Origin of the sequence: Propionibacterium acidifaciens (genome assembly GCF_003798325.1) — a bacterium.
Lineage (GTDB): Bacteria > Actinomycetota > Actinomycetes > Propionibacteriales > Propionibacteriaceae > Propionibacterium > Propionibacterium acidifaciens.
The window spans coordinates 2861280-2879709 of sequence record NZ_CP033719.1 but is presented as its reverse complement, the minus strand read 5'-3'; the positions used below and the strand labels follow the sequence as shown (position 1 = coordinate 2879709).

Below are 18430 nucleotides of genomic sequence, written 5' to 3'. Positions count from 1 at the left end.
ACGAGCGCGCGACGCGAGTGCAGGAGGAGACCATGTTCGAGCCCACATCGCTGTTCCACTACGAGAATTCCGTCGACAAGCGCACGGTCCACGACCGGGTGCTGGTGATCACCCTGGGCAGCTACGGCGACGCGGGATCGGCCCAGGCCCAGCTCGACGAGCACCTGCTCAACACCCTCGCCCATCGCCGGCTCGGCTCCTTCGACGTCGACCAGATCACGGACTACCGGGAGCACCGCCCCACGATCGACCTGGACCTCGACCACTACGCCAACTACGCGGCGCCAGCGATGGAGCTGCACGAGCTCACCGACAAGTCCGGCGCGCCCTTCCTCCTGCTCACCGGCCCCGAGCCGTCGCTGCAGTGGGAGCGCGTCGCCGGCTCGATCGAGCGCATCGTCGACGAGCTCGACGTGCAGCTCGTGGTGACCGCCCAGGGCATCCCGATGCCGGTGCCCCACACCCGCCCGGTGACGCTGACGAAGCTGTCCACGCGCCCCGAGTTGCTGCCCGGCAACCAGGGCATCGGATCGTTCCGGATGAGCGCGTCCTTCTCGGCGATGATGACCCAGCGCCTCGGCGAGAAGAGCCTCGACGTCATCAACCTGGCCGCCCACGTGCCGCAGTACCTCACGGACAACGAGTACCCCCAGGCCACGATCGCCCTCGTCCACGGACTGAACCTCAACGCCGGCCTCGACGTGCCGATGGGCGACCTCGAGCAGGCGGCCCGCCTGGTGCGCGGGCAGATCGACGCCCAGGTGAACGTCTCCGAGCAGCTGCAGCAGGTCATCTCCCAGCTCGAGGGCCAGTACGACCGCTTCATGGCGGGCCGTTCCCTGCCGGTCAACGGCGAGAACCTGCCCGACGCCGAGGAGATCGGTCGGGCGGTCGAGGACTTCCTCGCGAGCCTCGACGACGAGGGCGGGCAGGACGGCGATGCCGGGAACCCGCCCGACGACGAGGAACGGGGCGGGGGCCCGCAGGACTCCGGGCCCCATGACGGCCCCGAGCCCGATCACGGGCAGCAGTGACCCCGCGGCGCCGCGGGCCCGTCCGCGACGCATGACCCCTCCTGCGTCGGACGAGCGCCGCTCACGGACGGCCCCGCGCACGAGGCGCCCCTCCGCGGCCCCGGCGTCCGACGCGCCCTCGCCCACGTCGACGACCCGGAACGACTGCGCCTCCGCCGCCGGGTGCTCACCGGCGGACCCGGGCCCCTCGACGCGCTCGACGGACGGGAGCCGACGCTGGTCGAGATGCTCGTCTTCACCGTCTGGCCCGACGGCGGCGGGTTCACCGGCCTTGACGAGGCGCTCGCGGCGCTCGCGGACGAGCCGGCCGCCCGCGAGGAGTTCCGCCAGGTGCTCGACGTCGCGGCCGGGCGAGTCCGGCACGTCGCGCGGCCCATCGCCGGACGCCTGCGCGACGGAGGCCCTGCGCGTCCACGCCCACCACACGCGCGAGGAGATCGTCGTCGGCATGCGCCACGACGGCTTCCGGCGGCGGCCCGACGCGATCCGCGAGGGCGTCCTCTTCAGCGAGCCCTCAACGCGGACGCGCTGCTCATCACCCTGCGCAAGAACGAGAAGGGCCACTCCCCGACGACCATGTACCGCGACGTGGCGATCTCCAAGACGCTCTTCCACGGGAGACGCAGTCGACGACCTCGGAGGACTCGCCGACCGCCCGCCGGCACCCGGGGCTGGACGGCTCGGGCGCCGAGACAGTGCTGTTCGTCCGCGAGGACCGGGCCAGCGAGTTCGGGGCCGGCGCTCCCTATCCGTGCCTGGGCACGGCCGACCCGGCCACGAGGGCAGCCGCCCCGTCGGCATCGACTGGCGGCTGCGCGAACCCATGCCGGCCGAGGCCTGGACGACGGCGTCGGTCGCGCGCCCCTGAGGTCCGGGCGGGCGCTCAGCCCCGGAGGGCGCCGGGCCGCTGGGACGGGACCGGCCACGCGTGCCGCATCGGACCGGGATCGGCCGGCTCGCGGTAGTACTCGGTGCCGAACATGATGGCGAAGACCTCGGAGGACAACGACAGGAAGACGCCGACGTCGCTCGCCTGGCTGGCGTGGGCCTCCAGGGCGCGGTGCTTGGTGGCGATGACGCGCTCAGGCAGATCGACCGCCCAGCGGATCTGCGACTGGGGGGAGCCGATCGGCCTCCCGTCGTCGCCCACGGCGGCAGGGTCCCAGAAGCCCTCGTCCTCGATGCCCATGGCCCTCGCCCTCGCGTAGCGCTCGGCGATGGCGTTCTGGTTCATCGTCTCCTCGAGCACGCGCAGCCCGGGGCCGAGCAGATCCGCCGCAGCGGCGCCGACTCGGTGCACCATCAGATGGTCGGGATGGCCGTAGTTGCCGTGCGGGTCGTAGTGGACGAGCACATCGGCGTCCTCCTCGCGCAGGACCCCGACCAGCCTCTCGGCGACCGACCCGGGGTCCGCATTGCAGAAGGCCCTCGGGTCACGATTGGAGTCCCAGCCGGTCATCCCGGAGTCGGCGAAACCCAGCCGGACGATCCGGTCGATGCCGATGACCTCGGCGGCGTGCTCGTGCTCGGCCCGACGGTGGGCCGCCAGCCCGGCGGGGTCGAGGCCGTCGGGCACGACGCCGAGGGCCCCGTCGGTCGCGAGGACCTCGATGACACGGTCGCCGCGCTCGTGCGCCATGGCCACGGTCCCGGAGGTCTGGCTGGCCTCGTCGTCCGGATGCGCGTGGAGGAAGACCCAGTTCGTCACCCGGCCATCCTTCCACCGTCCCCGGACCGGCCATGCCCCTCACGCCCTGGGCTGAACGGCGCACGGACCCGCCCGGAACGACCCCGTAGACTGGCCTGGTGAGCGACGCGACGAGCACTGGCGGGGACATCGGGCGCACTCCCCCGCCCGGAACGCCCGACTTCGCGGCACCCGAGTCCCCGTGGCCGCCGCTGGACACGCGGGGGCCGGGCCTGCAGGCCTCCGGGCACGCTGCCGGCGGCGCCCCGGCGGGCCCCGGCCCGGTGCCGGGCTGGCCGCCTCAGGACCCGCCGACGCAGGACGCACGGCCCGGCGCAGGCGCGCAGGGATCCCCGTGGGGCCCGCCTCGTCCGCAGGAGCACCAAGCGGCACCCGGTCTGCCGGGCCCTGCGGGCCCGGCGCCGCGGCCCCCGCGTCCGGCGGCCGCGTCCGACGGGTACGTCGCCCCGGACAGGGACGCCGACACCGGCAGGCCCGTCGTGACGTACACGATGATGGCGATCTGCGGGGCCCTGTGGCTGCTCACGACGGTCGCCCCTCGCCTGACGGGCGTCCTCGAGCTCGTTCCCGATCTGGCCCTCCACCAGCCGTGGCGCCTGCTCACCGGCGGTTTCCTGTACCTGGGCGGCAGCCTTCTCGACATCAGCCTCGGCCTCCTCACGATCTGGATCGTCGGTCAGGCCATCGAGCCCGCCATGGGGCGCAGGGACTTCCTCCTGCTGTACCTGCTGAGTCTGCTCGGCGGCTCGGCCGCCGCCGTGCTGTGGAGCCGGGCCAGCCACGGATCCCTGCTCGTCAGCGGGGCGTCCGCAGCGATCTGGGGCATGTTCGGCGTCCTGGTGACCCTCCGCCCCAAGGGCTGGTCGAAGGAGTCGACGAGCGGCCTCTGGGTGCTCGTCGGGCTGAACGTCCTCTACGTCATCCTCATCCCGACGATCGCCTGGCAGGTCAAGCTCGGCGGCTTCCTCATCGGCCTGGCCGCCGGCGTGCTCGTGAGGACGCGCGGCCGGGCGGGCCGGAGCACGCGCGCCCTGTGGCTGCTGCTCGTCCCGATCGTCCTGACCCTGGGCGTCGCAGCACTGCCGTGAGGCCCCGCCTCGTTCGGACGGGCCGCCCTCATTCGAACAGCTCGGTGCCCCCGCCGCCACGGCGCACGATGAGCGGCTCGTCGCCGGTCAGGTCGATGACAGTGGTCGGCAGGCGCCCTGCGTCGCCGGAGTCGAGGACGGCGTCGACATCGTTGTCGAGGGCCTCCTTGATCTGCCAGCCGTCGGCCAAGGGCTCGTCCTGCCCGGGCAGGACGAGTGTCGACGAGACGATCGGCTCGTCGAGGGCGTTGATGAGCGCCAGCGCCGTCACGTGGTCGGGCACGCGCGCCCCCACCGTGCGGTGGCTCGGGTGCAGCATGGAGCGCGGCACGTCACGGCTGGCGCGCAGGATGAACGTGTAGGGCCCCGGGGTCGCCGCCTTGACGGCCCGGAACTGCCGGTTGCCCATCTCGACGTACCTGCCGAGCTGGGCGAAATCGCTCACGACGACCGACAGGTGGTGCCTCTCGTCGAGCTCGCGGATGCGCCGGATGCGCTCGATGCCGGCCCGGTTGCCGTACGCCGCGCCGAGCGCGAACCCCGAGTCCGTCGGGTAGGCGATGACGGCCCCGTCGCGGAGCAGCTCGGCCGTCTGGTTGATCGAGCGCTGCTGCGGGTTCTCCGGGTGCACGGGATAGTAACGAGCCATGGAACCAGACTAGAACGGTGCACGGGCCCGCCTCACCCCTGCCGCAGGTCCGCCTCGGCCCGCCCGGTGACGGTGAACCGGTCGATGCCGATGAGGCCGAGGAAGACCGTGTCGCTCGTGGCCGTGGTGCTCACCCACACCCGGCGGTCGGGGCCGATGGACACCTCGACGTCGGCGGCGCCGTACCCGCGCGCCGTGTCGGTGGCTTCGGCGATCGCCCGGGCGTCGCCGGAGGATCCCTGCAGCCGCGACGTCGCCGCCTCGTCGGTGGCGGCGCGGGCGCCGGCCGCCGCGGCGACCTGGGCCCGGCGCTGGGCGGACAGGCGCGCGGCGCCGTCGACCGCCAGGCCCGCCACGAGGATGAACGCGGGCATGACCGCAGCGAGCAGGGTGCTGACGCTCATGCCGCGCTCGTCGCGGACCGACCGGCGGGGCGCGGCGGGGAGGCGACCCGGAAGGGGTTCTCGCTTCATCGCATGCTCCAAGGGGTGGGGGCTGGGCCCAGTGTGGCACGGGAAGCCCCGGCCGGGACAGGGCTGTGGACATCGCCCGGTGAGCGGGCCCCTCACCACCGTCCCGGTGGCCTAGTCTTGAGGTGTTGGCCCGCACCAGGGCGGGCCCGGCTCATGGAAAGGCTCCCACATGGTGAAGAAGGTCGCCCTGCTCACTGCCGGCGGTTTCGCTCCGTGCCTGTCGTCGGCCATCGCCGGTCTGGTGCGTCGCTACACAGAGGTCTCCCCCGAGACCACGATCATCGGCTACCGCTACGGCTACGAGGGCCTGCTCAAGGGTGACTCGATCGAGTTCCCCCCCGAGGTCCGCGCCCATTACGACCGCCTCTTCGCCTTCGGCGGCTCGCCGATCGGCAACTCGCGCGTCAAACTCACGAACGCCGCCGACCTGGTCAGGCGCGGCCTGGTGCCCGAGGGGGCCGACCCGCTGAAGATCGCCGCCGACCAGCTGATCGCCGACGGCGTCGACGTCCTGCACACCATCGGCGGCGACGACACCAACACCACCGCCGCCGACCTGGCCGCCTTCCTGGCCACCAACGACTACCCGCTCACCGTCGTCGGGCTGCCCAAGACCATCGACAACGACATCGTCCCCGTGCGCCAGTCCCTCGGCGCCTGGACCGCCGCGGAGCAGGGCGCCCGCTTCGCCGCGAACATCATCGGCGAGCACAACGCCGCACCCCGCGAGCTCATCATCCACGAGGTCATGGGCCGCAACTGCGGCTACCTCACGGCCGAGACCGCCCGCCGCTACCGCGCCTGGCTCGACGAGCAGGAGTGGCTGCCCGAGGCCGGCCTGAAACGGGAGGCCTGGGAGGTCCACGCCGTGTACGTGCCGGAGGCTCAGATCGACCTCGACGCCGAGGCCGAGCGCCTGTCGAGGGTCATGGACGAGGTCGGCAACGTGACCATCTTCCTGTCCGAGGGCGCCGGCGTCAACGACATCGTCGCCCGGCTGCAGGCCGCCGGTCAGGAGGTCCCGCTGGACGCCTTCGGGCACGTCCAGCTCGACAAGGTGAATCCCGGCGAGTGGTTCGCCAAGCAGTTCGCCCCGCGCATCCGCGCCGCCAAGACCATGGTCCAGAAGTCGGGCTACTTCAGCCGCTCGGCCAAGTCGAACAACGAGGACCTCGAGCTCATCGCCGCCACCTGCGACATGGCGGTCGACGCGGCGCTCGCCGGGAACTCCGGCGTCGTCGGCCAGGACGAGGAGGCTGGCGACGAGCTGTCGGTCATCGCCTTCCCGCGCATCGCAGGCCACAAGCCGTTCGACGTCGACCAGGACTGGTACCGCCGGATGCTCTCCGAGATCGGCCAGCCGGCCCCGGTGAGGGCCGAGTGACCCGCTGATCCCCGGCGGGGCGCCCCGAACGGGGCGCCCCGCTTGATGTCCCCGTCCCGATCACCGAGGTCCCTTCATGAGCAGCCCCGTCGAGCAGCGCCCCGACTGGCGCGCCTCCTGCGCGCCCGGCTGGGCCCGCGCGCTGCTCCGGACGATGGGGACGCCCGTGCCGTGGGCGAGCGCCGGGTCGTCGTCCACGGCGACGAGGGCCAACCCCGACACCGAGAGCCTGCGCCCGCGCGTGGACGACGACTGGCACTCCTCGGCGCACATGGAGTGGGCGGCGCTGGTGCTGCTGCGCGAGGCCCCGGACGCGCTCGGCCCCGAGCTGGTCGGGGCGCTGACCGGGCAGCTCCGACGGCGCTGGCGGGGCGGCGCAATCCCGGCCGAGGCCGACCAGCTGCGCGCGCGGCCCGACGCGGGGCGCCCCCTCGGCTGGGCGTGGACGGCGATGCTGGCCGCCGAGGCCCGCCGCAACGGGACCGCCGTCGACAACGGATGGGACGGCCAGCTCGGCGAGCTGGCCGAGGCGGTGTCGGCCAATCTGCTCCGCACGCTGGCGTGCACGGACGCTCCGGTGCGGCTCGGCACGGGCCGGAACACCGCGTTCTGCGCGGGGCTGCTGCTCGACGCCTTCGACGCCCTCGGGCAGGACGGCCCGGCAGGCGTGCTGCGGGATAGGGCCCGCACGTGGTTCTGCGGTCCGCAGCGCTCGTCGTCCGCCGTCGACCCGTGCGCGAACGACATCTGCTCCCCCGCCCTGTCCCAGGCCGACCTGGTCCGCCGCGTCCTGCCGGCAGGCGCCTTCGACCGGTGGCTCGCCGGCTTCCTGCCGCGGCTCGGATCGCCGCGGGACGCGACCCTCGGGGTGCCCGTCCGCCATGACGGGGCCGGCGGCTGCCGCGTGCTGACGGCCCTGGCGCTCACCCGCGCGCTGCACCTGCGTCATCTCGCCCCGCACCTGCCGCGGGCCCGCGCGGAGCTGGCGCTCAGGGCGTCGGGACGGCTCGTCGACGAGGTGGCGCCGCTCGTCGACGCGGCGCCGGTGACGAGCGCGCACCTGCTCGTGCCGCTGGCGGTGCTGGCGGCAGCGGACTGAGGGGCCGGCTCGCCGCCCCGGTCCCGATCGCCGCGACGACGCGCCATGCCGGCTCGCACGGAACGACCGGTCACCGACGGGCCGGGGACGCATCGTCCCGCATGCCGACCCATACATCTGCACCGCCCCGTCCGTGCCCCGGGGAGGAGCCGACGGCGCACGCCCGGAGGGTCCCCGCTCCACGGCCCCTCCGCCCGGGAACGCGCCGCGGCGCCGACCAGGTTCTGCACAGGATCCCGATCTCCGTACCGGATTCCCCGCACGATTCACTTAACATATATGGCCGTCATGAAACAAAATCGTTTCTGGTTTCGCGGAGTGGGAGGTGTTCGAAGTCGTAGTCGAATGTTCGGCTGGCGATGTATGAGGCGAACGCGCCGAAGGTTTCTTCGAGGGTCTCGTGCTGAATGTTCGCGATGTTGTTCTTGGCCGCGTTCCAGACGTGCTCGACCGGGTTGTGGTCGGGAGCGTACGGCGGCAGGAAAACAGGGGTGATGCGCTCCAGCAGCTGACCGGTCTCGTAGAGGGCGGTCAACGCTTTCGCGTGGTGGAAGCGGGCGTTGTCCAGGACGACCGCGATCTTCTCTGTCTCGGTTTCTCGTTGGAGTCGTTCCAGCGCGAGGATTGTCTGCTCGGTGTTCTGGTTGCCCTCGATCGGGTACAGTTTGACTTTTTTGCTGGTCAGCGAGAGGGCGCCGAAGAAGGACTGGGACGTCTTCTTCCGGTCCACGGACAGCTTGGTGCGTTGTCCTTTCGGGAGCCACATGCGGCGGGTCTCGGCCTCGTGCTCGGGGCGGGCCTCGTCTGCCGTGTAGACCTCCCAGCCGGCGTCCAATAGGGCCTTGACTTGGGTTTTCACCTCGGTCATGCGTCTGGTGATGGCTTTCTCGTTGCGGTGCTCGTCGAACGGGTCGGGCAGTTTGAAGCTCAGCCCGCAGAAGCGCAGGAGCAGCTGGTACGAAGAATCCGCCTGGTACTCGACATCGAACATGATCTTCACGACGTCACGTATCGCTGGGACGTCCCAGAACTCGGCGTGGATGCCCGTCTGGGAGGGCGGCTGGGCGAGGATTTTCTTGAGTTCTTGTTTCTGGTCGCGGGTGAGTTCCGCCGCGTTCTGGTTCCCCGCATGGCCGGTCAGCACCGAGCACATCCTGGTGGCCTGCCACTCGGCCAGCCATTCCTGCACGGTCCGCTCGGCCCGTTCGACCATCTTCGCGATGATGTCGATTCCGACTCCTTCAGAGGCGTACAGGATCGCTTCGGTCTTCATCCGCACCAACGCATGATTGTCGGAACGCTTCTTCCACCTGATCAGGACGGCGGTTTCTTCCGGGGTGACCTCAACCTGCATGCCCCGATCATATCCGAAACAGCACAGGAAATCCACGAAAAATACGGTTTCGTTTCATGTCAGCCATATGTTCATGACTTATATGATGAGTTGACCGCGACACGCAACCGCGAAGGAGCGCATCCGTGACGCACGACACCATCACCCGTCTCTGCCTGTCCCATGTCGTCCTCCCGCTCGCAACGGAGATCTCCGACGCCAAGGTCTTCACCGGCCGGCAGAAGCCGATGACCGAGGTCAACTTCCTCTTCTGCGAGCTCTGGACCGCCGATGGCCTCTACGGCGTCGGTTTCGCCTACTCGAAGCGAGCCGGTGGCCCTGCGCAGTTCGCGCATGCCAGGGAGATCGCCGACAACCTCATCGGCGAGGACCCCAACGACATCGACCGGCTGCGCGTCATGCTGCTGTGGGCCGGCGCGTCGGTCGGCCGGTCCGGCGTCGCCGTCCAGGCGATCGCCGCCATCGACGTCGCCCTGTGGGATCTCAAGGCGAAACGCGCAGGGCTGCCGCTGGCCAAACTCATCGGCGCGCACCGGGACTCCATCCGCTGCTACAACACGTCCGGTGGTTTCCTCAACGCCCCGCTCGAGACCGTCCTCGAGAACGCCACCCGATCGGTCGAGGCCGGCATCGGGGGCATCAAGATCAAGGTCGGGCACCCGGACCCCCGCGTCGACCTCGAACGGCTGACCGCCGTGCGCGGGCACCTCGGGGACGGTTTCCCGCTCATGGTGGACGCCAACCAGCAGTGGGACCGCCCCACCGCGCTGCGCATGTGCACGGCATTCGAGCAGTTCGACCTCGTGTGGATCGAGGAGCCCCTGGACGCCTACGACCACGAGGGGCACGCGGACCTGGCCCGCCGGGTCATCACGCCCATCGCCACCGGTGAGATGCTGACCTCGGTCGCCGAGCACGCCTCGCTCATCGAGCACCGGTCCTGCGACGTCATCCAGCCCGACGCCCCGCGCATCGGGGGCATCTCGGAGTTCCTCAGGCTGTCGGCCCTGGCCTCCACTGCCGGCCTCATGCTGGCCCCGCATTTCTCGATGGAGATCCACTCGCATCTGGCAGCGACCTATCCCCTCGAGCCCTGGGTCGAGCACTTCGACTGGCCCGATCCGCTCTTCAACGAGCACATGCGGATCGAGGACGGCCGCATGATCGTCTCGGAGCGCCCCGGACTGGGTGTGACGTTGTCGGACCGGCTGCGCGCCTGGACGGTCGACAGCCTCGAGCTCGGCACCCGGTGACGGCGTCCCGGGGCCGCCGGACGAGGGCGCACGCTCCGGCGACCCCGGCCCCGGTAGCCTGCGCATGACACGCGACCACCGGGAGACCCCTATGGCAGCACTGTCCCGCACCGATCCGCGCGGCCTCGGGCACGCTCTGGCGGACCACCTGAAGCAGCGCATCGCCGAGGGCGATCTCGGCGCCGGGGAACGCGTTCCGTCGGAGACCGAGCTGTGCCGGGACTTCGCCGTGTCCCGGACGGTCGTCAGGGAGGCGGTCGCCCAGCTGCGGGCCGAGGGACTGGTGGAGACCTTTCAAGGTCGCGGCACCTACGTCACCGCCGTTGTCTCGCCGGGCGGTCAGCAGGGATCGGGCACGCCGCCCCTCACCGGCATGCCCCGCCACGTCATGGAGCTGCGTCTCGCCCTCGAGTGCGAGGCCGCCGCGCTCGCGGCCAGGAGGAGCACCGAGGTCGACCGGGGGGTCATCGACCGAGCGATGGCGGATCTGCGCGATGCCCTCGCCCGCCGGGAACCGGCCATCGCGCAGGACTTCGCGGTCCACGCGGCGGTGGCCCGCGCCTCGGGCAACCCGCTCGTCAACGACATCCTGCGGGGGCTCGGTCCGCACGCCGTTCTCCGCCATCGGGCGGGTCTGGCCGACCCCACGGTGCTGGCACCGGGGCATGCCGACCTCCTCGTGCACGAGCACCAGCAGATCTGCGATGCGATCGCCAGGCGGGACCCCGAGGCGTCGAGGGCCGCGATGCGCACTCATCTCTCCCGCTCCCTCGCGGCCCTCGACGCCGAGACGGAGGGGCCCGCGGGAACGGGACGGCCCGGGATTCTTAGGGGTTGCCCGTCCGCCGGCCCGCCAGGATGAGGCGGACGGCCCGCTCGGCCGCGTCCGCGAGGGCCTGTCGCCCGTTGCGCAGGGAGTCCTCGAGGGTCGTGATGGTGGCGACGATCGGGACGAGTCCGACGAAGCCGTGGTCGTACAGCTCCTCGACGCCCTCACCGAGCCTGCCGGCGAAGGCGACGACGGGCACGCCGGCCGGCCGGGCCACGCGGGCGATGCCCGAGAGGGTCTTTCCCATGAGCGTCTGACGGTCCATGGCGCCCTCGCCGGTGAAGACGAAATCGGCGCCCTCGATGGTCCGGGCGAGCTCGACGGCCTCGACGACCAGATCGGCCCCGGACTGGAGCCTGCCGCCGAGGAAGGCGCGGAAGGCATAGCCCAGACCGCCAGCGGCACCGGCCCCCTCCTCGGCCGCGACGGAGTCCAGGTGTCCGCACACCGCGGCGAGGCGCCGCAGGGCGGCATCGAGGAATTCGACGTCCTCGGGTGACGCGCCCTTCTGCGGGCCGTAGACGGCGGAGGCGCCGCGGTCGCCGAGCAGGGGGTTGTCGACGTCGCAGGCGATCCTGAAGACCGCATCCCGGGCCCGCGGGTCGAGACCCGTGGTGTCCACCGCGGCGAGCCGGACGAGGGAGGCCGGGCTCCCGTCCAGCTCGGCGCCCTCGTCATCGGTGAACCGCACGCCGAGGGCGCGCAGCATTCCCGCGCCGCCGTCGTTCGTGGCCGATCCGCCGATGCCGATGAGGAACTCGCGCGCGCCCCGATCGAGTGCGGCGAGGATCATCTGCCCGACGCCGGCCGTGGTCGCCTCACGGAGGCGGCGGCGCTCGGCGAGGATCATGCCCAGCCCGATCGCCTGCGCGCACTCCATGACGGCCACGCCGTCGGCCAGCGCGAACCGTGCGGACGCCGGGCCGCCGTAGGCGTCGGTGACAGGCGCCTCGACCATCCCGAGGTCGAGCGCATCGGCGAGGGACTCGGTGAAGCCCTCGCCGCCGTCGGCCATGGGGACCTGGGGGCAGTCGGCGTCGGGGAGCACCCGGTGCACGCCCTCGGCGAGTGCCGCAGCGGCCTCGGCCGCGCTCATGGACTCCTTGAAGCTGTCGGGTGCGCAGACGATCTTCATGTCGGTTCCTCCTTCGCATCGGCGGCGTGCCCGCCGGCCCGGTGGAACGGCGGTGGTCCGCGAATCAGTCCTGCGACCCGCCCGGCCTCAGCTCGATGTTGGCGAGCTTCTCGTACACCTTGACGAGCGAGGAGTGATCCTCTGCGGCGGAGCCGTCGCCGTCCAGCACACTCATCATCTCGCGGACCAGGGAGGTCAGCGGAAGGGGCGCGTCGACCCCGTGGCCGGTGTCCAGCGCATTCGCCAGGTCCTTGATGTGAAGGTTGATGCGGAACCCCGGGGCGAAGTCGCGGGCCAGCATCATCGGGACCTTCGCGTCCATGACCGTCGACCCGGCCAGGCCGCCGCGGATGGCCCGGTAGACGGCCTCCGGGTCGACCCCGGCCTTCTGGGCGAGGGTGAAGGCCTCGGCGCACGCGGCGATGTTGACCGCGACGATGGTCTGGTTCGCGAGCTTGGCGATGTTGCCGGCCCCGATGGCGCCGACATGGGTGACGTCTCCGGCCATCGCGTCGAGGACCGGCGCGACCCGGTCGAACACGTCCTTGTCGCCACCGACCATGACCGACATCGTCCCGTCGATCGCCTTGGGCTCCCCGCCGGAGACCGGGGCGTCGAGCATGGCGATGCCGGCCGCGGCGAGGGCGTCGTGCACCTCACGAGACACGAGCGGGGCGATCGACGACATGTCGACATGGACGAGCCCCTCGTGGGTGCCCTCGATGATGCCGCCCGGGCCCAGTGCGACCTCCTTCACCTGCGGCGAGTTCGGGAGCATCGTAATGACCAGTTCGGCGGCCTCGGCGGCCTGGGCGGCCTTCTCGACGGCGGTCGCCCCGAGCGACACGAGATCGTCGACGGCGTCCTGGTGATGATCGTTCACGTAGAGCTCGTGGCCAGCCCTCACGAGGTTCTTGGCCATGGGGCGGCCCATGATGCCCAGTCCGATGAAACCGATCTTCATGAGTTCTTCTCCTTCAGCTGTCTCGTTGATCATCCGTGAACGGTCCCGAAGAGCCTCGTTCACGGCTCATCCTGTCGATCGTCTCATCTGACGAGGGCCGGCTTCTTCGGGTCGAAGGTCCAGCCGGGGATGAGGTACTGCATGCCGATCGCGTCGTCACGGGCCCCGGAGCCGGCGATCCTCTCCCGGTACGACTCGTGGGCGGCCAGGATCCGGTCCATGTCCGGCTCGACGCCCAGACCCGGCCGATCGGGTATCGTCACCTGTCCGTCGACGATGACCGGCGGCTCCTTCGTCAGCCGTTCCAGTCCCTCCTGCCAGATCCAGTGCGTGTCGAGCGCGTTGTACTCCCCCGGGGCCGCCGCACCGCAGTGGCTGATCATGGCCAGGGAGATGTCGAAGTGGTTGTTCGAATGGCAGCCCCAGGTCAGCCCCATGTCGTGGCACAGCTGCGCCACCCGCACCGAGCCCTGCATCGTCCAGAAGTGCGGGTCGGCCAGCGGGATCGACACCGCCTGGAGGGCCATCGAGTGGGTCATCTGGCGCCAGTCCGTGTCGACCATGTTCGTGGCGGTGGGCAGTCCGGTCGCCCTGCGGAACTCGGCGAGGATCTCGCGGCCGGAGAAGCCGCCCTCGGCGCCGCAGGGGTCCTCGGCGTAGGCGAGCACGCCGACCTTGTCCCGGCACAGTGCGATCGCCTCGCCGAGCGACCACGCGCCGTTGGGGTCGAGGGTGATGCGCGCCTGCGGGAACCGCTCCTTGAGCGCGAGCACCGCCCTCATCTCCTCCTCGCCGGCCAGCACGCCGCCCTTGAGCTTGAAGTCGTGGAAGCCGTACAGCTCGTGGGCGGCCTCGGCCTGCCGGACGATGGCCTCGGGGGTCAGCGCCTCCTCGTGTCGGATGCGGTACCACTCGACCGGGGAGTCCTTCTCGCGGGCGTACTCCAGGTCGGTCCTGTCCGGGTCGGCGACGTAGAAGAGGTAGCCGAGGGTCCTGACCCGGTCACGGACCTGGCCGTCGCCCAGGAGGGCGGCGACGGGCACGCCGACGAACTGGCCGAAGAGGTCGAGCAGGGCCGCCTCGATCGCCGTCACGGCGTGCACCGTGGTGCGCAGGTCGAAGGTCTGCAGGCCCCGCCCCCCGGCGTCGCGGTCGGCGAAGGCCGCCCTGATCTGCGCGAGGATGTTCTTGTACTGGCCGAGCGGCCTGCCCAGCACGATCGGTTCAGCGTCCTCGATGGTCCGCGTGATCCTCTCACCGCCCGGCACCTCGCCGACCCCCACGTTTCCGGAGGAGTCCTCGATGATGACGACGTTCCGGGTGAAATAGGGGCCGTGCGCGCCGGAGAGGTTGAGTTCCATGCAGTCGCGTCCGGCGACGGGGAAGACGTCGATTCTGGCTACCGCGGGAACGGTCATCGGATCTCCTTGCTCTGGTGGTGTACGGGTTGGGAGCAGTCGTGGTCTCCGGCCGTCCCGGGACGGCGGACACGGCTGCCATCGTGCGGCCCTTCCGGATTCCGCCCGCGCCGGCCGACGGTGCTCTCATCTGACGAGGGCCGGCTTCTTCGGGTCGAAGGTCCAGCCGGGGATGAGGTACTGCATGCCGATCGCGTCGTCACGGGCCCCGGAGCCGGCGATCCTCTCCCGGTACGACTCGTGGGCGGCCAGGATCCGGTCCATGTCCGGCTCGACGCCCAGACCCGGCCGATCGGGGACACGCACCACGCCGTCGGCGATGACCGGCGGGGAGACGGTCAGCCGCTCGACCCCCTCCTGCCAGATCCAGTGCGTGTCGAGCGCGTTGTACTCCCCCGGGGCCGCCGCACCGCACTGGACGGCCATCGCCAGGGAGATGTCGAAGTGGTTGTTCGAGTGGCAGCCCCAGGTCAGCCCCATGTCGTGGCACAGCTGCGCCACCCGCACCGAGCCCTGCATCGTCCAGAAGTGCGGGTCGGCCAGCGGGATCGACACCGCCTGGAGCAGCAGCGTCGAGGCCATCTCGCGCCAGGTCGTGGCGACCATGTTCGTGGCGGTGGGCATGCCGGTCAGACGGCGGAACTCGCCCAGGGTCTCGCGGCCGGAGAAGCCGTCCTCGGCGCCGCAGGGATCCTCGGCGTAGGCGAGCACGCCGAGCAGCGGTGCGCACAGCTCGACGGCCCGGTCCAGCGACCAGCAGCCGTTGGGGTCGAGGGTGATGCGCGCCTGCGGGAACCGCTCCTTGAGCCTCGTGACGGCCTCGACCTCCTGCTCGGGTTCCAGGACCCCGCCCTTGAGCTTGAAGTCGCGGAAGCCGTACTCCTCGTGGGCGGCCTCGGCCTGCCGGACGATGGCCTCGGGCGTGAGCGCCTCCTCGCGGCGCAGCCGGTACCACTGGCAGTCGCCGTCGTCCTCACGCAGGTAGTCCAGGTCGGTCCTGTCCGGGTCGGCGACGAAGAAGAGATAGCCGAGGACCCGGACCTCGTCGCGCTGCTGCCCCTCACCGAGCAGCTCGGCCACCGGAAGACCCACGAGCTGGCCGAAGAGGTCGAGCAGGGCCGCCTCGATCGCCGTCACGGCGTGGATCGCCGTGCGCTCGAAGGTCCAGAAGGCGGTGGTGTCGTCGCGCCCGGCCACGGCACGGGCGACATCGCGCAGGATCCTCCGGTGGCTCGTGACGGGCCGGCCGATGACGGCGGCGAACCCATCCCTGATCGCCGTCGTGATGCGTCGTGCCCCGGGGACCTCCCCGAGGCCGAGGCGGCCCTCCGAATCGGTGAGGACGACGACGTCGCGCGTGAACCAGGGCTGGTGGGCGCCGGCCAGGTTGAGGAGCATCGAGTCGTGTCCGGCGACCGGGTAGACGTCGGCCTTGACAATGGTGGGAGCCTTCATGGACTTGTTCCTCCTCTGCTGGGGGTGCGGCTCATGCGTGGATGAAGAGGCTCAGGAGCAGGCAGCCGGCCAGGCCGAGGACGGCGAGCACCGTCGTGTAGGTGGTCCGCACCTTGAGGGTGTCCTTGACCGACAGGCCGAGGAACTCCTTGAACATCCAGAACCCCGGATCGTTGAGATGTGAGGCGATGACGGAACCGCACGCCGTGGCCAGCACCATGAGTTCCGGGCTGACGGCCCCCGCGGCCACCAGGGGCTGGGCGATGCCGGCGGCGGCCACCACGGCCACCGACGCCGAGCCGAGGGCGATGCGCATGAGGGCCGCGATCGCCCAGGCGAGAATGATCGGGGAGACGTCCCACCCGCCGGTCAGCCCGATGATGTAGTCGGAGATGCCGCCGGCCTGGAGGACCTGTTTGAAGGCGCCGCCCGCGCCGATGATGAAGATGATCATCGCGATGGACTTGATGGAGGAGCTGCACGAACCCATGAGGGTGTCCATCGGCACCCTGCGCACCAGCGCGAAGTAGCAGATCGCGGCGAGGAGCCCGATGAGGAGGGCGACCGGGGCGTCGCCGATCGCGGCGAACACCCGGGTGATGATGTGATCCTCGCCGAGTCCCAGCTCGAAGACGGCCGATCCCGCGATGAGGAGGACGGGCAGGGCCGTGATGCCGAGCGAGACCCCGAAGCCAGGCATGGTCTCGTCGGTGAACTCCTTCTCGCTCACGAGCCCCTCGGGGGCGGTCGCGGTGACGTTGCGGACGAAACCGAGCCGGGGCCAGACGAGGGCGACCACGAGGCCGACGGGCAGGGCGATGATGAGCCCGAAGAGCAGGGTCTTGCCGATCGAGGCCTCGTAGATGCCCGCCACCGCGGTCGGCCCGGGGTGCGGTGGCAGGAAGGAGTGCATCGAGGACAGCGCGATCGCCAGCGGCATGGCCAGCCACATGATGGACAGTTTCTCCTGCCGGGCGACGGCGAAGACGATCGGGATGAGGATGATCCACGCCGTCTCCCAGAACAGGACGACGCCGACGAGGAAGGCCACGATGATGATGGCCAGCTGGGCGCGTTGCACGCCGAAACCGCGGATGAGCGTGGTGGCCAGCCGGTTCGCGGCGCCCATGTCGGCCATGAGGACCCCGAGCATCGCGCCGAAGCCGAGGATGAGGATGAGGTCATCGACCTGTCCGCCGACGCCGTCGACGATCGAACTCATCACCGTGACGTCGTCGCTGTCACCGCTGATGAAGGGCAGCCCCTGCAGGAGACCGACCACGACGGCGACGAGGACGAGTGAGATGAAGCCGTTGAGCTTGAAGACGAGCATGAGCAGCAGCAAGAGTGCTATGCCAACGGCGAGAATGACGAGGGGCATGGAGTCCTCCCAACGTGAGCCGGAGGTGCGGGAAGCCGCGCTGCGTCCCGCGACGCGTCCGGTGATGCAGTTTGCGGTTGTGGACCGGGGCGGACGAGCCCGCTCAGCCGGCGGTGACGGCGCGGACCGCCGTGCGCAGCGCTTCGCGGTACTGCTCGTCGAGCTCACGGGCCGGCGCGAAGCAGTACCCGGCCTCCACGCCCGCACACCTCAGGCCCTCCTTGAGAACGACCGGGAAGGTCGCCTTGTCGACGAGGTTGCGCAGCGGGGAGAGGCGCTCCTGCAGTTCGAGTGCACGGGCCCGGTCGCCGGCCACGAAGCTGTCGTACAGACCGGCGAGCAGTCGTGGCGCGATGTTCGCGGTGGAGGCGATCGCACCATCGGCGCCCATGGCAAGGGCGGGGTAGATGAGGGTGTCGCGGCCCATGAGGACGCTGAAGCCCTCCGGCGCCTCGCGGATGTAGTCAGCGGTCAGGGTCATGTCGCCGGCCGAGTCCTTGACCCCGATGATGTTGTCGACCTCGGCCAGCTCGAGGACCGTGCAGAGCGTCACCGGCACCTGGGTACGGCCCGGATTCGAGTAGACGAGGATCGGGAGATCCGTCTCGGCGGCGATCGCCCGGTAGTGCTCGACGAGTTCCGACTGGGTCGGCGTCATGAAGTAGGGGGTGAGGACCGACAGGGCCTGCACTCCCCCGACGCTCTGGACCATGTGCGCCGTCGCGATGCAGTCGCGCGTCGTGATCTCGGAGGCGCCGGCGTAGATCGGCACCCGGCCGGCCACGTGCTCGACGGTGATCTCGACGACGCGGCGTTTCTGGACCTCCGACAACCCGTAGATCTCGCCGGAGGATCCGAGGACGAAGACCCCGTGCACCCCGTTGGAGATCGTGTAGTCGAGCAGATCCCGCAAGCCCTGCTCCAAGAGCTCGCCGTCCCTGTCGAGGGGGGTCACGAGGGCCGGGATGATCCCGTGGGGCCTGAACGGCATGACCGTCTCCCTTCCCGCATCGCCGATGATGCGTTCGCGTCGTGCCAAGCCTAGCCTTTTCGTAGACTCATGTCCACATTTGTAGACATACGTCTTAAGAGGAGAACACTCATCGACCATCGGGGACAGTCGTCACGCGACACGCGCACGAATCGAGAGCCGACAAGGGATCGGGCTATCGTGTTGACGCGTCCAACGCCATTCGGCCCGTCCTC

Annotated in this window: 16 protein-coding genes; 6 read left to right on the top strand and 10 right to left on the bottom strand. The window is 70.6% G+C overall.

Features of this window, described 5'->3' with window-relative positions; genetic code table 11:
* The first annotated feature begins 32 nt into the window (after window positions 1-32).
* Window positions 33-1034: a proteasome assembly chaperone family protein gene (locus EGX94_RS12360; RefSeq protein WP_021797682.1), complete on the top strand. Its 1002-nt coding sequence runs from the start codon at window positions 33-35 to the stop codon at window positions 1032-1034.
* An 883-nt stretch (window positions 1035-1917) separates the two neighbouring features.
* Here EGX94_RS12360 and EGX94_RS12355 read toward each other — a convergent pair.
* The gene (locus tag EGX94_RS12355; protein ID WP_021797686.1) at window positions 1918-2742 is read right to left on the bottom strand and encodes a PIG-L family deacetylase; all 825 of its coding nucleotides are present in this window, start codon (window positions 2740-2742) and stop codon (window positions 1918-1920) included.
* Between the two features lie 98 nt (window positions 2743-2840).
* Between EGX94_RS12355 and EGX94_RS12350 the strand changes: the two genes are divergently transcribed.
* The gene (locus EGX94_RS12350) at window positions 2841-3830 is read left to right on the top strand and encodes a rhomboid family intramembrane serine protease (RefSeq protein ID WP_123826377.1); all 990 of its coding nucleotides are present in this window, start codon (window positions 2841-2843) and stop codon (window positions 3828-3830) included.
* A gap of 28 nt (window positions 3831-3858) precedes the next feature.
* Here EGX94_RS12350 and EGX94_RS12345 read toward each other — a convergent pair whose 3' ends face one another.
* Together EGX94_RS12345 and EGX94_RS12340 are read right to left on the bottom strand one after the other, a co-directional pair.
* Window positions 3859-4479 (bottom strand): L-threonylcarbamoyladenylate synthase, encoded by a 621-nt coding sequence (locus EGX94_RS12345; protein ID WP_021797721.1) that lies wholly within the window; start codon window positions 4477-4479, stop codon window positions 3859-3861.
* A 32-nt stretch (window positions 4480-4511) separates the two neighbouring features.
* Window positions 4512-4883: a pilus assembly protein gene (locus EGX94_RS12340; RefSeq protein WP_123826375.1), complete on the bottom strand. Its 372-nt coding sequence runs from the start codon at window positions 4881-4883 to the stop codon at window positions 4512-4514.
* Between the two features lie 238 nt (window positions 4884-5121).
* Between EGX94_RS12340 and EGX94_RS12335 the strand changes: the two genes are divergently transcribed.
* Window positions 5122-6336: a pyrophosphate--fructose-6-phosphate 1-phosphotransferase gene (locus tag EGX94_RS12335; RefSeq protein ID WP_021796415.1), complete on the top strand. Its 1215-nt coding sequence runs from the start codon at window positions 5122-5124 to the stop codon at window positions 6334-6336.
* Between the two features lie 76 nt (window positions 6337-6412).
* Complete coding sequence (locus tag EGX94_RS12330) at window positions 6413-7435, top strand: DUF2891 family protein (RefSeq protein WP_123826373.1); 1023 nt, start codon at window positions 6413-6415, stop codon at window positions 7433-7435.
* 286 nt (window positions 7436-7721) lie between these two features.
* On the opposite strand, the gene EGX94_RS12325 is transcribed toward EGX94_RS12330, so the two are convergent.
* Window positions 7722-8789: an IS630 family transposase gene (locus tag EGX94_RS12325; RefSeq protein ID WP_081707363.1), complete on the bottom strand. Its 1068-nt coding sequence runs from the start codon at window positions 8787-8789 to the stop codon at window positions 7722-7724.
* A 125-nt stretch (window positions 8790-8914) separates the two neighbouring features.
* Here EGX94_RS12325 and EGX94_RS12320 point away from each other — a divergent pair, with 125 nt between their 5' ends.
* Entirely contained in the window at window positions 8915-10042 is a 1128-nt protein-coding gene (locus EGX94_RS12320) for an L-talarate/galactarate dehydratase (protein WP_021797234.1), read from the top strand.
* A gap of 91 nt (window positions 10043-10133) precedes the next feature.
* Window positions 10134-10904 carry a FadR/GntR family transcriptional regulator gene (locus EGX94_RS12315; protein WP_021797207.1) on the top strand — a complete coding sequence of 257 codons (771 nt, stop codon included), beginning with the start codon at window positions 10134-10136 and terminating at the stop codon, window positions 10902-10904.
* On the opposite strand, the gene EGX94_RS12310 is transcribed toward EGX94_RS12315, so the two are convergent.
* From EGX94_RS12310 to dapA, 6 genes are all read right to left on the bottom strand, one after another.
* Window positions 10870-12006, bottom strand: coding sequence for a glycerate kinase (locus tag EGX94_RS12310; RefSeq protein WP_021797214.1), 1137 nt, complete (start codon window positions 12004-12006; stop codon window positions 10870-10872). The two genes, EGX94_RS12315 and EGX94_RS12310, sit on opposite strands and share 35 nt — an antisense overlap.
* 64 nt (window positions 12007-12070) lie before the next feature.
* Window positions 12071-13033 carry a 2-hydroxy-3-oxopropionate reductase gene (gene garR / locus EGX94_RS12305; protein ID WP_021797223.1) on the bottom strand — a complete coding sequence of 321 codons (963 nt, stop codon included), beginning with the start codon at window positions 13031-13033 and terminating at the stop codon, window positions 12071-12073.
* 20 nt (window positions 13034-13053) lie between these two features.
* On the bottom strand, window positions 13054-14388 hold the full coding sequence (locus tag EGX94_RS12300; protein WP_021797209.1) for an enolase C-terminal domain-like protein: 1335 nt from the start codon (window positions 14386-14388) through the stop codon (window positions 13054-13056).
* 126 nt (window positions 14389-14514) lie between these two features.
* Window positions 14515-15843 (bottom strand): enolase C-terminal domain-like protein, encoded by a 1329-nt coding sequence (locus EGX94_RS12295; RefSeq protein ID WP_021797228.1) that lies wholly within the window; start codon window positions 15841-15843, stop codon window positions 14515-14517.
* 31 nt (window positions 15844-15874) lie between these two features.
* Window positions 15875-17224, bottom strand: coding sequence for a gluconate:H+ symporter (locus EGX94_RS12290; protein ID WP_021797237.1), 1350 nt, complete (start codon window positions 17222-17224; stop codon window positions 15875-15877).
* A 103-nt stretch (window positions 17225-17327) separates the two neighbouring features.
* Complete coding sequence (gene dapA, locus EGX94_RS12285; RefSeq protein ID WP_028707225.1) at window positions 17328-18215, bottom strand: 4-hydroxy-tetrahydrodipicolinate synthase; 888 nt, start codon at window positions 18213-18215, stop codon at window positions 17328-17330.
* Window positions 18216-18430: the final 215 nt, after the last annotated feature.

What these genes read in the sequence shown, in the direction of transcription:
- EGX94_RS12295 (WP_021797228.1), bottom strand. Translation starts at nt 15,843, where the DNA reads ATGAAGGCTCCCACCATTGTCAAGGCCGACGTCTACCCGGTCGCCGGA.
- EGX94_RS12340 (WP_123826375.1), bottom strand. Translation starts at nt 4,883, where the DNA reads ATGAGCGTCAGCACCCTGCTCGCTGCGGTCATGCCCGCGTTCATCCTC.
- EGX94_RS12360 (WP_021797682.1), top strand. Translation starts at nt 33, where the DNA reads ATGTTCGAGCCCACATCGCTGTTCCACTACGAGAATTCCGTCGACAAG.
- EGX94_RS12335 (WP_021796415.1), top strand. Translation starts at nt 5,122, where the DNA reads ATGGTGAAGAAGGTCGCCCTGCTCACTGCCGGCGGTTTCGCTCCGTGC.
- EGX94_RS12345 (WP_021797721.1), bottom strand. Translation starts at nt 4,479, where the DNA reads ATGGCTCGTTACTATCCCGTGCACCCGGAGAACCCGCAGCAGCGCTCG.
- EGX94_RS12300 (WP_021797209.1), bottom strand. Translation starts at nt 14,388, where the DNA reads ATGACCGTTCCCGCGGTAGCCAGAATCGACGTCTTCCCCGTCGCCGGA.
- EGX94_RS12310 (WP_021797214.1), bottom strand. Translation starts at nt 12,006, where the DNA reads ATGAAGATCGTCTGCGCACCCGACAGCTTCAAGGAGTCCATGAGCGCG.
- EGX94_RS12315 (WP_021797207.1), top strand. Translation starts at nt 10,134, where the DNA reads ATGGCAGCACTGTCCCGCACCGATCCGCGCGGCCTCGGGCACGCTCTG.
- EGX94_RS12330 (WP_123826373.1), top strand. Translation starts at nt 6,413, where the DNA reads ATGAGCAGCCCCGTCGAGCAGCGCCCCGACTGGCGCGCCTCCTGCGCG.
- dapA (WP_028707225.1), bottom strand. Translation starts at nt 18,215, where the DNA reads ATGCCGTTCAGGCCCCACGGGATCATCCCGGCCCTCGTGACCCCCCTC.
- EGX94_RS12325 (WP_081707363.1), bottom strand. Translation starts at nt 8,789, where the DNA reads ATGCAGGTTGAGGTCACCCCGGAAGAAACCGCCGTCCTGATCAGGTGG.
- EGX94_RS12290 (WP_021797237.1), bottom strand. Translation starts at nt 17,224, where the DNA reads ATGCCCCTCGTCATTCTCGCCGTTGGCATAGCACTCTTGCTGCTGCTC.